At 54.7% G+C, this 13,390-nt stretch carries 12 protein-coding genes; 5 read left to right on the top strand and 7 right to left on the bottom strand.

Translation table 11 applies throughout. The features are described from left to right. Nucleotides 1-17 precede the first annotated feature (17 nt). Both IPJ96_14265 and IPJ96_14260 read right to left on the bottom strand, forming a co-directional pair. A complete protein-coding gene (locus tag IPJ96_14265; GenBank protein MBK7911481.1) occupies nt 18-620 on the bottom strand; it encodes a YeeE/YedE family protein in 603 nt (200 codons plus the stop codon). A gap of 34 nt (nt 621-654) precedes the next feature. Then, nucleotides 655-1,920, bottom strand: a complete 1,266-nt coding sequence (locus IPJ96_14260; protein MBK7911480.1) for an NAD(P)/FAD-dependent oxidoreductase — start codon at nt 1,918-1,920, stop codon at nt 655-657. 217 nt (nt 1,921-2,137) lie between these two features. On the opposite strand from IPJ96_14260, the gene IPJ96_14255 reads away from it, so the two are divergent. After that, nucleotides 2,138-3,139 carry a hypothetical protein gene (locus IPJ96_14255; GenBank protein MBK7911479.1) on the top strand — a complete coding sequence of 334 codons (1,002 nt, stop codon included), beginning with the start codon at nt 2,138-2,140 and terminating at the stop codon, nt 3,137-3,139. 98 nt (nt 3,140-3,237) lie between these two features. On the opposite strand, the gene IPJ96_14250 is transcribed toward IPJ96_14255, so the two are convergent. Then, the gene (locus tag IPJ96_14250) at nt 3,238-4,230 is read right to left on the bottom strand and encodes an OmpA family protein (protein ID MBK7911478.1); all 993 of its coding nucleotides are present in this window, start codon (nt 4,228-4,230) and stop codon (nt 3,238-3,240) included. Between the two features lie 191 nt (nt 4,231-4,421). On the opposite strand from IPJ96_14250, the gene IPJ96_14245 reads away from it, so the two are divergent. Then, the gene (locus IPJ96_14245) at nt 4,422-5,138 is read left to right on the top strand and encodes a hypothetical protein (GenBank protein ID MBK7911477.1); all 717 of its coding nucleotides are present in this window, start codon (nt 4,422-4,424) and stop codon (nt 5,136-5,138) included. 6 nt (nt 5,139-5,144) lie between these two features. On the opposite strand, the gene IPJ96_14240 is transcribed toward IPJ96_14245, so the two are convergent. Then, nucleotides 5,145-6,323, bottom strand: coding sequence for a hypothetical protein (locus IPJ96_14240; protein ID MBK7911476.1), 1,179 nt, complete (start codon nt 6,321-6,323; stop codon nt 5,145-5,147). Between the two features lie 120 nt (nt 6,324-6,443). On the opposite strand from IPJ96_14240, the gene IPJ96_14235 reads away from it, so the two are divergent. Further along, nucleotides 6,444-6,710, top strand: coding sequence for a DUF1844 domain-containing protein (locus IPJ96_14235; protein MBK7911475.1), 267 nt, complete (start codon nt 6,444-6,446; stop codon nt 6,708-6,710). A gap of 22 nt (nt 6,711-6,732) precedes the next feature. Beyond that, nucleotides 6,733-7,662 carry a hypothetical protein gene (locus IPJ96_14230; GenBank protein MBK7911474.1) on the top strand — a complete coding sequence of 310 codons (930 nt, stop codon included), beginning with the start codon at nt 6,733-6,735 and terminating at the stop codon, nt 7,660-7,662. A 56-nt stretch (nt 7,663-7,718) separates the two neighbouring features. Here IPJ96_14230 and IPJ96_14225 read toward each other — a convergent pair whose 3' ends face one another. Further along, on the bottom strand, nt 7,719-11,225 hold the full coding sequence (locus IPJ96_14225) for a hypothetical protein (GenBank protein MBK7911473.1): 3,507 nt from the start codon (nt 11,223-11,225) through the stop codon (nt 7,719-7,721). A 135-nt stretch (nt 11,226-11,360) separates the two neighbouring features. Between IPJ96_14225 and xth the strand changes: the two genes are divergently transcribed. Further along, entirely contained in the window at nt 11,361-12,128 is a 768-nt protein-coding gene (gene xth / locus IPJ96_14220; GenBank protein ID MBK7911472.1) for an exodeoxyribonuclease III, read from the top strand. A gap of 54 nt (nt 12,129-12,182) precedes the next feature. Here xth and IPJ96_14215 read toward each other — a convergent pair whose 3' ends face one another. Both IPJ96_14215 and IPJ96_14210 read right to left on the bottom strand, forming a co-directional pair. Further along, on the bottom strand, nt 12,183-12,689 hold the full coding sequence (locus tag IPJ96_14215) for an OmpH family outer membrane protein (protein MBK7911471.1): 507 nt from the start codon (nt 12,687-12,689) through the stop codon (nt 12,183-12,185). A gap of 24 nt (nt 12,690-12,713) precedes the next feature. Continuing rightward, nucleotides 12,714-13,334 (bottom strand): OmpH family outer membrane protein, encoded by a 621-nt coding sequence (locus IPJ96_14210; protein ID MBK7911470.1) that lies wholly within the window; start codon nt 13,332-13,334, stop codon nt 12,714-12,716. Nucleotides 13,335-13,390: the final 56 nt, after the last annotated feature.

The raw sequence follows: 13,390 nt of genomic DNA, 5'->3' as shown, positions 1-13,390 counted from the left end.
CACTGTTCACTCGCCCATCACTTCCACGGAAACATCATCGGAAACACCACCCAGGTCATGAGCAATCCGCCGAGGAAGAAGCCGATGACGGCGATGAGCGACGGGAATTGGAGGGCGGAGAGGCCGCTGATGGCGTGTCCGGAGGTACAGCCGCCGGCGTAACGGGCTCCGAAGCCGACGAGGAATCCTCCGCCGACGATGATCAGGAATCCGCGCCAGGTGAAGAGGTACTGCCAGTCGTAGAAGTAGGGTACAAGGGGCACCTTGCCGTTCTCAAATTTGAAGCCGAGCTGTTCCAGGCTGTTGACGGTTGCCGGAGAAACGTTGGCGTAGTTGCCGGAAGGCGAAAGGAAGTAGTGCGAGACGATGTACCCGCCGAAGACCGCTCCCAGCGCGACCATCAGGTTCCAGCCACCGGATTTCCAGTCGAACTTGAAGAACTCGTTCAACTGGTCCGCGCCGTCGGCTGCGCACATGATGCGGAAGTTTTCCGAGATGCCGAATTCGTGGCCGAAGTAGAGGAGAATGAACATGAGGATCGCCAGCATCGGGCCGGCCACGTACCAGGGCCACGGCTGGGAGATGAGATCCTTCAGGTCAATCAGGATGTTGAGTAGCATATAGGGTGATTTGGGGAGGACAACAAGATAAGCTTCACATGCGTCCTTTGAGCATCATATTCCAATAGAGCCAGGGCAGGCCGTATTTTTTAAGGATCCACATGCTCCATTGTTCCTTCGTCGTGTCCACGAACCGTTTGAGGAACGGATCGCTGTCGCGGACGTTATCATATTTGAATTCGCACAAGAGCATCTTGCCATAACCGGTGACGATCGGGCAGGAGGAATAGCCGGAGTACTGTTGCATCGCCTCCTGCTTGTGTTCCATCAGGTGAATGATATTGCCTACGACCACCGGGGCCTGCTTGCGAATGGCTGCTCCGGTCTTGGCGGTGGGAAGTGCTGCGGCATCGCCGACGCCGAAGACGTTCCGGTAACGGGGATGTTGAAGCGTGTGGATGTCGACTTCCATCCAGCCTTTGTTCGGTCCGTCCTGGTAGGCAAACGGAGAAGACTGGATAAAGTCGGGTGCTGCCTGCGGCGGAGCCAGGTGGAGCAAGTCGTATTTCATCACCACTTCGCCCTGATCGTTCAGGCTTTCACCGAGATTGCCGTTGAGGCTGTTCGGATCGATCGCCGCGTTCGGGTTGACGTATTTGAAGATGATCTCGCGTTTGACAGGATCGATCCGTACGGGAGCATAAAAGGGTTTGAAGATGATTTTCCGACTGCGGATGATACTGTTGAGCGTGTCGGCGAATTCCTTCACACCGAAGATGACCGAACCCGGCGTGGCGAAGAGGATATTCGTTTTCTCTCGCAAGCCATGCTTGCGAAGGTATTCTTCGGCCATGTACATGATCTTCTGTGGTGCGCCGCCACAGCGGATGGGGGTGGTAGGCTGGGTGAAGATCGCGTTGCCGCCTTTGAAATTCTTGAGTAACCGGTAGGTCTTCCGCGGGTCGAGGTAGTTGCTGCAAACGAAATCGGTTTGCAAGGCTTCACGCAAACCCGGCAGGGCGTCGATGTCCATTTTAATGCCGGCGCTTACGATCAGGTAATCGTAAGAGATTTCCCCCGACTTCTCCGTACGGATCTTGTTCTCTTCGGGAAGAAAAACCGTCGCCTTATCCTTGATCCAATCCACCCCGGCCGGTATCACGGTCGATTCCTTTCTGCGGGTCGCTTCGAAATCGAACGTTCCGGCACCCACCAGTGTCCAGGCAGGCTGATACCAGTGATCCTCGTTCGGTTCCACGATGGCGATGGAAGCCGTAGGACGTTTCCGGCGGAATTGGGCTGCGGTCATGATGCCGCCTGTTCCGCCGCCGATGATGAGTACCTGATAATGGGTTTTCATGATATGCTGAATTGGTACATCAAAGAAAGTTCAGATATGGGTTTTACTATGTGACCATCCTCACGTAGGAACCTGAAATTCGTCACATATGAAAATTCGTTCAAATAACGGGAAAATGCGATCACCCGACCTTTTGATTAGTTCGCCAAAATCGGGGTTGCAGCTTTCAGGAAAACCGTTATCTTCCACGACTTGTTCTAAAACAGGTGTGTGTGTCATGAAGAAAGCTCTCCTTCTCCTCCTGTTGGTACCCCTCTCGCTCACGGAGGTGGCCGCTCAGAAAGCCGCGGTCGTGGCAGTCTCTACCGGCGTTACCAATTACATGGGTGACCTGGGCAACGAGAAGTATTTTCCCTTCAGCTCCCTGAGCAATGGCGCGAATGTCACGCTGCGAAATTTCCTCGGCGGCGGAAATTCGGTCAACAGTACCTTCGACCTGCAGGTGCGCCTGAGTTGGCACCGATTGCAGTACGACGAGACAAAACCGCTGAACGGTAAGCAGGGCATGGACCTGCGCAATTACCTCCGCGGCCTGAGTTTCCGAAACGACCTCTTCGGAACCGAAGTCGGCATTACCTACAACATCTACCCCAACAAGGCCACCCCGCTGTGGAAGCCGCGTTGGAGCTTTTTCGTGATGGCCGGTATCGGCGCCTACTACGGAACACCGCGAGCAGACCTGTTCAACGGCAGTCAGGATCTGAGCAATCGCTACTACTTCTGGAACGATGGCACCATCCGGAATGCTCCGCAGAATACACAGGGCATCGGGCAGGAGATCAAGAAAGACGGGAAGTACGAAACCAATCTGCGTGATTTCTATACCGAGGGACAGGGCTATAACAACGAAATCCACCGCAAGGCGCCGTACGAACTGTGCAACCTCGGCGTGCCGACGGGCTTCGGCGTCCGGTATCACTACAACAAGATGCTGACCCTCTCGGCGGAATTCAATTACTATTATCTGATCACGGATTACGTCGATGATGTGAGTGGTCGCTACGCTACCTACGAAGAACTTCGCGCGGCCTTCCCGGACGACGCGACCTTCGAGTTGGCGAAATACATTTCCGACCCGACCGGCCGTGGCACGAACGGTTTCATCGGTCCGGTCACCAGTCCGCGCGGTAATCCATCGAAGAACGATTCATTTACCTACGTCTCGCTGGAGGCTGCCTGGAAGTTCTACTACAAGAAGAAAGGTATCTACGGACAGTAACTTGACATGAAACACCTTGAACTGCTCCGTTCATAGCGGAAAAGGCTGCCCTGAGGAACAAGGGCAGCCTTTCGCTTTTCGTTGAAGCCGGATCCGCTTTATTGCTGTTGACCGAGTTGCTCGAGCACTTTCAGCAATTCGTCGAACTTCGGACTCAGGATCACTTCCGTTCTGCGGTTCTTTTTCCTGGCTTCGGTCGTATTGGCCGGATCTACCGGCATGTACGGGCCACGACCGGCTGCGGTGACACGCAGTGGATCGATGGTCGTTCCTTTCAGGAGGATCTTCGTGACAGAAGTCGCGCGCAGTACGGAGAGTTCCCAATTGTCGCGCGCGCCACTGGGCAGGACACCGTTGATGGGGATGTTATCGGTATGCCCTTCGACGGTTACGTTGATGTCGGGGTTCTTCTCAAGCACTTTGGCCAGCTCCTGCAAAGCGCTCTCACCTTCTTTCTCGATGGCCGTACTTCCGGAAGCGAAAAGCAGGCGCTCTTCCATGGAGACATACACCCGGCTGCCGTCTTGTTTCACGGTCAGTCCTTTGTTCTCAAAGCCCAGCAAGGCATCGCTGACCGCTTTCTTCAGTGCGCCGACCGTAGAGTCGCTCTTGCCCAGGATGCCCTGAAGCTCGTCGACGCGGCGCTGCCGGTCTTCCAGGCTGGTGCGCAATTCGCCGAGTTTGCCTTCCCGCTCGAGGAGAGCAAGGGAGTCGCGGCGCAAACGATCCTCCTTCAGTTGAAGGTCCTTCTGCAGATCGTTGAGCTGTGAGATCAGTTTGCGGGTTTCTTCCGTATTACCCGAAAGCAGCTTTTCGTTGTTGGCCAACAGTTTGTCGTATGACTTCATCAGCTCGTTGTACAGGTCCGACAGTCGACGCGAGGAACGACCCTGCTCGGTCGTGTCGGCCACCAGGTCGCCGACCTGTTTGCTGAGTTTCTCCACATTGGCTTTGAGCTCGTTGTTGCCCGTGTTCAGTTGCTGATTGGAGTCCTTGAGCTTGGCGTTCTCTTCCTGACACTGCTGTTCGCGTGCCTTGGAATCTTCCAGTTGTCGTGCCGGAACACACCCCCAAAACATGGCGATTACCATCGGAATTGTGAGGATCCACGTGATATTTCTTGCCCTTGACCTCATTTTCGTTTAAATTAGGATAGTTTTATCCTTCCAAAATTAGTCGGGCGATTTCAATGCCCGCCGTAGATAAACGTTGTTTATCAACATACCGACCGAGAAACCCGGTTTTACGGGTGTTCGTAGAACCTGTCATAAGCCATACTCCTATGCGGCAGTTGAATAAAAACTGGATCACCGAACATCACATCGACTTCGAATACAAGAAGTACCTGTTGTTGGCGTACCTGCAGCATGTGTCCGGTCAGTTCACGGAGCAGCGCTTGTATCCCCACCTGGCCGATCTGATCGAGCACTACCGCGATCTGCGACAATTGAAAGACAACAAGAATCAGCTCTACCAGCAGTTCCCCGAGCGGCTCAACGGCGCACGGCTGGAGGAATTCCGGCTGGTGTACGAAAAGCTGATCCGTGACGACAACCTGATGCAGGAGTTGAACAGCATCATCGATTTTTCGCTTCCCCAGATGGAGCTTGCACTACGGGAAGGCAAGAAGATCTATGATTTTGTCGAAGAACATTGCCGGATTTTTCCGGTAGGACTTCTGCCGTTGAACAAAGACGCGGGTTATATTTTCCTGCGTGCCGGCGATGTTTCGGATACGATCGTTTACGAATACCAGTTGAGCATATACGAAAGTCCGCACGAACGCTTCCGGGGTATCCAGGTCGGTTATATAGCGACCTATGAAAAGGGACTTTTGAATACGTATGAATCGATCAAGTCGGATCTCCTGCGTTTCCACCGGAACCTGCCCAACCCTGCAGCCTACGTGATCGAGTCGGAGTTCCTGCTGCCGTTCGACGAAACCTTCCTGCCGATCGCCAAGCGTGCCCTGGTGCGTGCCTTATCGACCGCTGCCTGAGGCGGATCAGATGTCCCGGTCGTCCCGGTTTGCCAGCCATACGCTGAGGATAAACAGCGTCTTGACCAGTTGGTACGAGGCCCAATCGACGAACTTCCTGAAAATGCCTTCCTGTCCGTGCTGGGTCCGCGTCACTTCATGACACGATCCGGCAACGACCGCTTCCAATTCACTCCGCACGATTTCCGAGAATTCCAGATCGCGGATATCCAGGTTGAGTTCGATGTTGCTATAGGTACTCAGGTTGTTCAGGTCGTAGGACCCGATACTGACAAAGCTATTGTCCTTCAACAGCAGTTTCCCATGCACATTGGACGGATGATATTCGAAGATCCGGATCCCGTTGCGCAACAGCCAGCCGTAGAGGTAGCGTCGACTGTTCCGCACCACTCCCACATCGGATTCCGCCGAGACGATCAGGCTGATGGCTACTCCCCGGCGTGCCGCTTTTTTCAAGAGTCGTCGGGCAAGCCCGCCGGGCAGGAAGTAGCCGCCGACGAACACAAGGCTGTTCCGTGCTTGTCGGATCGCCTGCCGGTACGAAGCCGCCGTTTCCTGCTTACGGCGCAGGAAGTCGTTCTGTGTGATCCGGACGGGAACGCGGTCGTTGGCTGACAATCCCTCGAACGGCACTCGATCCGACTCGCGGGAAGGAAGTTCATGCTGCGGATCCGGGTCTTTCCAGCGTTTCCGGCAAATGCGATTGAGCTGGCGGGCGGTTTCGCCCTGTACGACCACGGCATAATCGAGCCAGGGCGGTTTGCCGTTCCAACCGCTGTAATTGTCGGAGATATTGATCCCGCCCACGAGCGCGGTATGGTTGTCCATGACCGTGATCTTGTGATGCATCCTGCGCCCCAGGTGCAGCTTTCCCCTGGAAATGAGCCGACCGTATTTCCGGATGCGGATGCCTTTACTTCGAAGGTCCGACAACAAGGTGTCATCCAGCTTTCCTGAACCGTATGCATCCAACTGGATGTAAACGGCGACCCCTCTTGCCGCTGCAGCGATCAAGGCTTCCAGCACAAGACGGCCGGTGGTATCGGGCTCCAGGATGTAGGTCTGCAGATGAAATTCCTGCCGGGCATCCGCGATCATCCGCAACAGCACCTCGAAGTAGCGTTCGCCACTGCGCAGCAAGGCTACACGGTTGCGCAGGCTGTACTTTTTCCTCGATGCCGCCATATCCGATTTTGGTCCGATGATGAGTGTTGCAAAAGGTAATAAGTGCCGGGCAAGACAAACTTTGCCTGCTTTAAAAAAATATTACCTTTGTTTTTTACGCTAATTAACACCAAAAGTAACATGCAGCTGCCTCCTTTCGTTCAGCTGATTTATATCTTTCATTCCTCCGGAATGGTCGCACTCGGAAAGCTGAAGAATCCGGCTACCGATAAGATCGAACGCGACCTGGGACAGGCCAAGCAGTCGATTGAAATGTTGGAAATGTTGAAAGACAAGACCAGCGGAAGACTGACCGACGAGGAACAACGTATGTTGGACGGGGTCCTTACCGAGCTCCGCCTGAATTACGTCGACGAAGTCAATAAAGACAAGATCAGCGCTAACTGACCCAACCTAACCACACGAATCCATGGATTCACAAGACGCCAACAAGACCGATTACCAGGAACAAGGCCCCAAGAAGGGGATCGTGATCATTGTGATCACCATTCTCTTGGGCACCAACGGTCTCTTGTTGTGGCAGTTCTTCGAGAAAAAGAACAGCCTCGATGCCGCCAACCAGACCATCCTCAGCACCACGGCCGAGAAGGACGCGTTGCAGAACCAGTTGAACCAGGTTCGGGCGGAGTACGAGAAGATCAAACAGGACAATGCCGGCCTTCAGTCGCAGCTCGCGGAGCGCGATGAGGAGATCAAATCCAAAATGGCCGAGATCCAGCGCCTGATCGCGTTGGGTGGTCCGGCCCAGATCGCGCGGGCCAAGGCGGAGTTGGCAAAGTTGAAGGAGATGAACCAGGTTTACACGGTTCAGATCGACTCGCTGAACAAGGTGAATGCCCAGCTGCAGGCGGAGAACATGAACCTGAACTCCAACTTGCTTGAAGAGCGTTCCCGTTCCGAGAATCTTAGTAGCGAGAACAACCGGTTGTCCACTAAAGTAGCTGCCGGCTCGGTCCTGAAGGCCCTGAATGTTACCACCGAAGGCGTCCGGTTCCGCAGTACGGGAAAGGAAGTGCTCACCAACAAGGCTAAGCAGGTGCAGAAGATCCGAACCAAATTCACGCTGGCGGAAAACAAGGTCATCGATCGCGGTCCGGTCGATCTCTACATCCGGGTCATTGGTCCCGATGGCGCGGTCATGTCGGCTTCTACCGAGACCTTTAAGGCCAACGGCAACGATCTGAACTTTACCCTGAAGCAAACGGTGGAATACACCAACTCCGACACGCCGGTGGAAGTAAGCTGGGCAAAAGGGTCGGAATTCCCCAAAGGAAAGTACACGGTCGAGATCTACCACGCAGGACTGGTGGTCGGGAAATCAGGGATCGATCTCAAGTAAGCCTGAAGCGAATAATAACCAAAGCCTGCCGTTTGGCGGGCTTTTTTTTGTCACGCTCAGAAGAATGCCCGGAACTGAACACCGCCGGTATGTACGACCGGACTTCCGGTCGACTTCCGCCCGTCGTAATTCAGCGTAAGCTGCATCGATTTTCCAAGAGAACGCAGCAGGGAAAGACCCCAGGTATAGTTGTCGCCGTCTTTCAAGCCTTCCAATAATTCGTAGGCCAATTGACTGTTGTCGGGAGCATTGTAGTCAATGCGGATGACGTTGAAACGCGCGTTAAAAGTACCGGCATTGACGGAGTTGAGCCGGCTGTCGATTCCCAACTTGTGCAGGACGGCTTTTTCGCCGGTGTCCCCGTACAAATTGCGCTTTTCGGTATACCGATAGGAGAGGGTAGTACGAAAATCTACCCCGCGTTGATAGCTGATGCGCGGCTCCAGGGCGTTTGACAAGATCCGCCAGTTGCGGGTCTTGAAGTATTCCGAGTTGTTTTCCCGCAGTTCCTGTTCGGCAGTTCCTGAAAGCTGGAAGTGCTGACTCATGTTCCAGCGCCCGTTGATGGATTGAGTCGTGAGTGTGCGCGATTCGAAACCGTTCGAAAGGAACGACTTGTTACGATTCTGCTGCCAGGTGTAGTCCATGCCCCACACCGGATCGTTCCGGTTGATGAAAAACATGTTCCGGTAGCTGGAGTTCATTGTCACCAGGAGGCTGTCGTCGAGGCGCCGGGAGAATGGATTCAAAGAAGACAACAACTCTTCACCCCGGGTTCTCTTGTCGAGACGCAGGAGGAACTGATTGGAAAAATGTTCGATGAATCTCGGCTTACCGGAATAGTTGGTGCGCGCCGCGGCGGGATTGATGTTCAGTACCTCTGAAAACTGGTTGCTGCGAACAGTGATGTAATCGTTGGTGTTGACGGAAACGCGCACATACTTCGCCTGATCCGGAAAATTGGAGATGGCGAATTCGTCCAGGTCTTTTACGCCGTTTCCGTTCAGGTCGCCCAGCCAGGCATACGTGCCTTGCCCGGCCGGTACTTCAAGGTAGTAGAACTCCTGCCGGCGTTCCTGACCTGTACCGATCTCGAAATAGGTGGTGGCGATGAGGATGTTCTTGAAGAGTGTCAGGCTATGGTCGATGCGATTCAGCAGTGTCTTGGCGGGTTCCTGCGTCGTGCGCGTCGTATCGGAGATGCGCAACTCTCGGTAGGTCGTCGTGGTCCGCAGCGTGTGTTTGGGATTACGACTGAACTCCGTCTGCAGACTGGCTTCATCCGCTTCCGTCAGTTGTCGCAGCAGATCGCCGAATGGACCGAAGTCGTATCGTTTTTTGTAGCTGAGTTGAATTCTTCCGCGGCTGGTGTCGGCGTAACCAAGCGATCCCTGCCACTCCTGCCAGCCGAAACTGGAGGCCAATAGCGTGTCGGCGGCGTCGCTGCGGAACCGGTTGTATTCTCCGTACTCCCGCAAGCCGAGTATGATCGGCCCGAATGCACGGGAAACATCGACGATATGGCGGAGGTAGCGCGTGTTCAGTCCACTGCCCGAAGTGGAAAGCAGACTGCCGTCGCTGTTGATCACGATCTTCTTCCAGTTGATCCGGGTGCTCATGCCGTTCAGGAGGCCGTTGTACTGACTACCCCGTTGAAACGTCTTTACCTGCAGGCCCACGCTGCCGAATTCGGGTCGGACGAGTGTCGATTGCAAACCGGCGAGGTGCTCGTCCTGCGGCTGCGTGACGGAAGCGGTATTCCAGTCACGTGTAAATTCCACCGGACGGAACCGGTCGAGCGGCTTGAAGTCGCGTGCCACGTATTCGTAGCTGACCATGTTGTCCAGTCGCCAGCCGCGGGCTGTATCGGCGGAAAGCGGTGTCTGGTTGTTGAAGGTGATTCTGGTTGCATAACCGTCGTCGTTCGCTTTGTCGAGCCGGGAGAACAGGTTGATATCATTACGGGAAAAAGCGCCTTCCAGCGTGATCCTGTTGCGGGCATCCAGTTGCCAGTCGTTACCGATGGTGAGGATTTGCAGACGTTTGGGCGTGACCAACAAACGTTCGGGAATGTAATTACCCTGCGGGATGCCGTTGACCGGTGCTACCCATCGGAATACGCGGCCATTGGCGGACGTGACATCGAGGATATAATCTCCCTGCCTCGGGCCGGTTTCCGTAAAGGTCACGGCCCAGTAGGCGCTGTCGGGGTTGGTGGAATAGACATAGATACTGAATTGCTCCGCCCCGACGATCGTATCCCGTTTGGCATACAGTACCCGGGTGCCGTCGAACGCGACGCTGTCGGCAGTTGGTGTAAACGCCAATTGGATGTTGTCACCGGCGGCAGCCATGGTCGCCTGCTGTGCGCTGTCAAGGTCCTGCAGCAAGGGCTGGTTCTTGCTGTCTTGTTCCGAGTAGAAGTTGAGCTTGACCTTGGTCTTGCGCGTTTCGTATTCGGTGTTCAGGAAGTAGAGCGAACGCACGTAGTTGCGGTCCGAATATTCGAACTCGATCACAATGCGCGACTGATTGGTGATCAGTCGGCGTGGGGTGAAGGCCAGTTCTGCGGTATTGTAATCGATCACATAGTCGTTTTGTGCTCCACGCTGCATGAGCGCGCCGTCGATGTACACTTTTTCCGTCCCGGCGAGGATAATGATGAAAGTCTCTCCGTTGTTACCGACCAGACGGTAGGGGCCCTGGTTTCCTTCCTGTGCCGTGAAGGTGTTCCGGGCGAACCGGCCTTTGGCCACGGCCGCGCTCAGGCCGGCGCGGAGGATGTTCGGTTTGCCGTCGGTACCTTTCCCGACGGGCTGATTGGTGGTGAAGTAACCACCCTGACTGCGTTTGAAGAAGTTCAGGAAATAACTGTCGGGTCTTCGTAGTTCGAAATCGCCCGCGATCAGTCGGTTGCGCTCGTCGTTCAACTGGATGAACACCCGGTCGAATTCCTGCAACTGCTGGGTATTTCCCTCGGGCTGGATGGGAATGTTCTCGTCCGTAATGGCCGCAACGATCTCGACATTGTCGTTCAGCTTACCGCCAAGTTGCAGGTTGAGACTGGAGTTCACGAATACGTCCTGATTGTTACCGAACGTGATGCCGCGTGAGATCGTACCGCTGCGTTGCAGTCCCTGTGACCGGAAGAACATCGGTTCCTGCGCGCCGGGTTCGTAAACGAACGGGTTTACCGCGCCTCCGGTTCCCCTGGCGATACGCTGCGGATCTTTGTGCCGGACCGTATTGTTGAAGAGAAAAGAGAATACCCGGAACCGCGCCCGGACGCTGTCGATGGTTAAGGCCTTATAAGCCGGAGCATTGCGGAGCCAGTACAAACGGCCCTGCACCCAGTCTAAGCGGTAGGCTGAACTATCGACGGCTTCACCTGATCCTCTTCTGAGCTGAAAGGTTCCGGGTGCTATGCTGAGCGTATCGAGTTGGACAGAGTCCGCTCTGACGGGTATGCTCATCTCCCGCAATGAACTCAACTGGGCCCATCCCCGGAACGGGAACAGCCCTGCGGTCAGGAGAAAAAGAACCAGGAGTCGTTGCAGCCGCATGAACGTTTAAAGGTACAGGTTGCCGGGGGAGCCTGCGGACACCGGAAGCCTTGTTTTTCCAGCATCACCCCGGAAAATTCGACAGGTAAGGAAGGCTTTGTTCATCGGTTCGTGCGCAGCCCGTATGTTTGTGCCATGGCCAGTATCTTGACATATAACGTAAACGGTTTGCGCTCCGCGCTCAGCAAGGGTTGGGACCAGTGGATCGGAACCGTAGCGCCGGATATCGTGTGTTTACAGGAGATCAAAATGATGCCGGACCAGCTTCCGTCCGGTACACTGGAACGTATCGGCTATGGGGCCTATTGGTTTCCGGCGGAGAAGAAAGGCTATTCCGGAGTAGCGATCCTGAGCCGTAAGGAGCCGGATCGCGTCGTGTACGGTATGGATGATCCCTCGGATATGGAAGGTCGCGTTATCCGGGCCGATTTTGGCGACTGGTCCGTACTCAGCGTCTATGTGCCATCAGGTACAACCGGCGAGGAGCGGCAGTCGTTCAAGATGGACTGGCTGGAGCGCTTTGACGGATTTCTGGTTAAGCTGCGGAAGAAGCGTCCGAACCTGATCGTTTGTGGCGATTTCAATATCTGCCATAAGGCCATTGACATCCACGACCCGGTCCGCAACGCCACTTCTTCCGGTTTCCTGCCCGAGGAACGGGCCTGGATGGACCGGTTCACCGGGAAAGGTTGGATCGATTCCTTCCGGCATTTTTCAGATAGTAAGGATGAATATACCTGGTGGAGTTTTCGTGCGGGCTCGCGGTCAAAGAACAAAGGCTGGCGGCTCGACTACCAGTTCGTTACCGATCCGCTGGCCTCCAGTCTGAAGCGCTGCGTCCACCTGCAGCAGGCTGTGCACAGCGATCACTGCCCGGTGTTGTTGGAGACATCGCTGAAGTGAAATAAAAAAGCCATCCGTTTCAGGCGGATGGCTTTTTTGTTTGAAGGCTGCGGATTACTTGATACCCAGTCTGGCTTTCACCAGCGGTAAGATGTCGTCGCTATCGGTGGAGTAGAGGACAGCGCCTACGCTGGTGTCGAAAATATAGCTGTAGGCTTTCTCTTTAGCGACTTCCTTGATGGCATCTTCAGCTTTCTGCAGGATCGGGCTGTAGAGCTCTTCTTTCTTCTTCTGGATGGATTCCTGCGCGCTTTGCTGGAAATCCTGAATGCGGGTTCCGAGATCCTGGAGTTCCTGTTGCTTCGTGGTGCGGATGGCTTCCGGCATGGAGTCCACTTTCGACTGGTACGTCTGAAGCTTGCCCTGGTACTCGGCGGTCATGGTTTTCATCTGGCCGTCGAGCGATTCTGCGAAACGACGCAGGGTACTGTCGGCCTGCTTGGTCTGCGGCATCATCTGGATGAGTTCGGCGGAATTGATGTGGCCGAGTTTAGGACCCTGGGCGTGGACATTCAGCACAAAGGCAGTCAGCACGAAGGCCAGGAAGAGAATACGTTTCATTGTTCAGGTGTGGTTTAGAATGGATTATTTCTTGGGTTCTTGTTCCATAGCCGGCGCCTTGTCGCCGCCGGAAGAAGGAGCGCCGCTGCCCGATTTGCCGCTGCCGGCCGCGTCTTTCTTGGCGGGCTTATAACCGAGCGCGAGCAGGACATCGTCGCTCTTGTCGTACTTGGCGTTGGCGTAGAGGATGGTCAGGTCGCCCGATTTGTCGAAGATCGCCATGATGCTCTGGTCCGTTGCCAGTTTCTTGATGGCGTTGTAGATCTTGTCCTGGATGGGTTTCACGAGTTCCTGCTTCTTCTTGAAGAGATCGCCTTCGAAACCGAAACGCTGCTTCTGGAGGTCTTTTACATCTTTCTCCTTTTGCATGATCTCGTCCTGGCGGCGCTTTTTCATCTCTTCCGTCAGCAATACCTGCTCAGCCTGGTAGGCTTTGTAAAGCTTGTCGATGATCGCGTACTTGTCTTCGATCTCTTTCTGCCATTGAACGCTCAGGTTGTCGAGCTGTTGCTGCGCCTGCTTGTATTCCGGGATGTTCTCCAGGATATACTGCGTGTTGACATAGGCCCATTTCTGTGCAGAGGCTGCTGTCGTTACGAACAGGAATCCTGCGGCGATGAAAATGGAACGGAGGAGGTTTTTCATTTGTACTGCGACCATGGGTTCGCTCCTTTCTGTTTTGAAGGGTTGCAAATGTAGGA

This window comes from Bacteroidota bacterium (genome assembly GCA_016713765.1).
GTDB lineage: Bacteria > Bacteroidota > Bacteroidia > AKYH767-A > 2013-40CM-41-45 > Pollutiaquabacter > Pollutiaquabacter aromativorans.
This window is presented reverse-complemented; position numbering and strand designations above follow the sequence as displayed.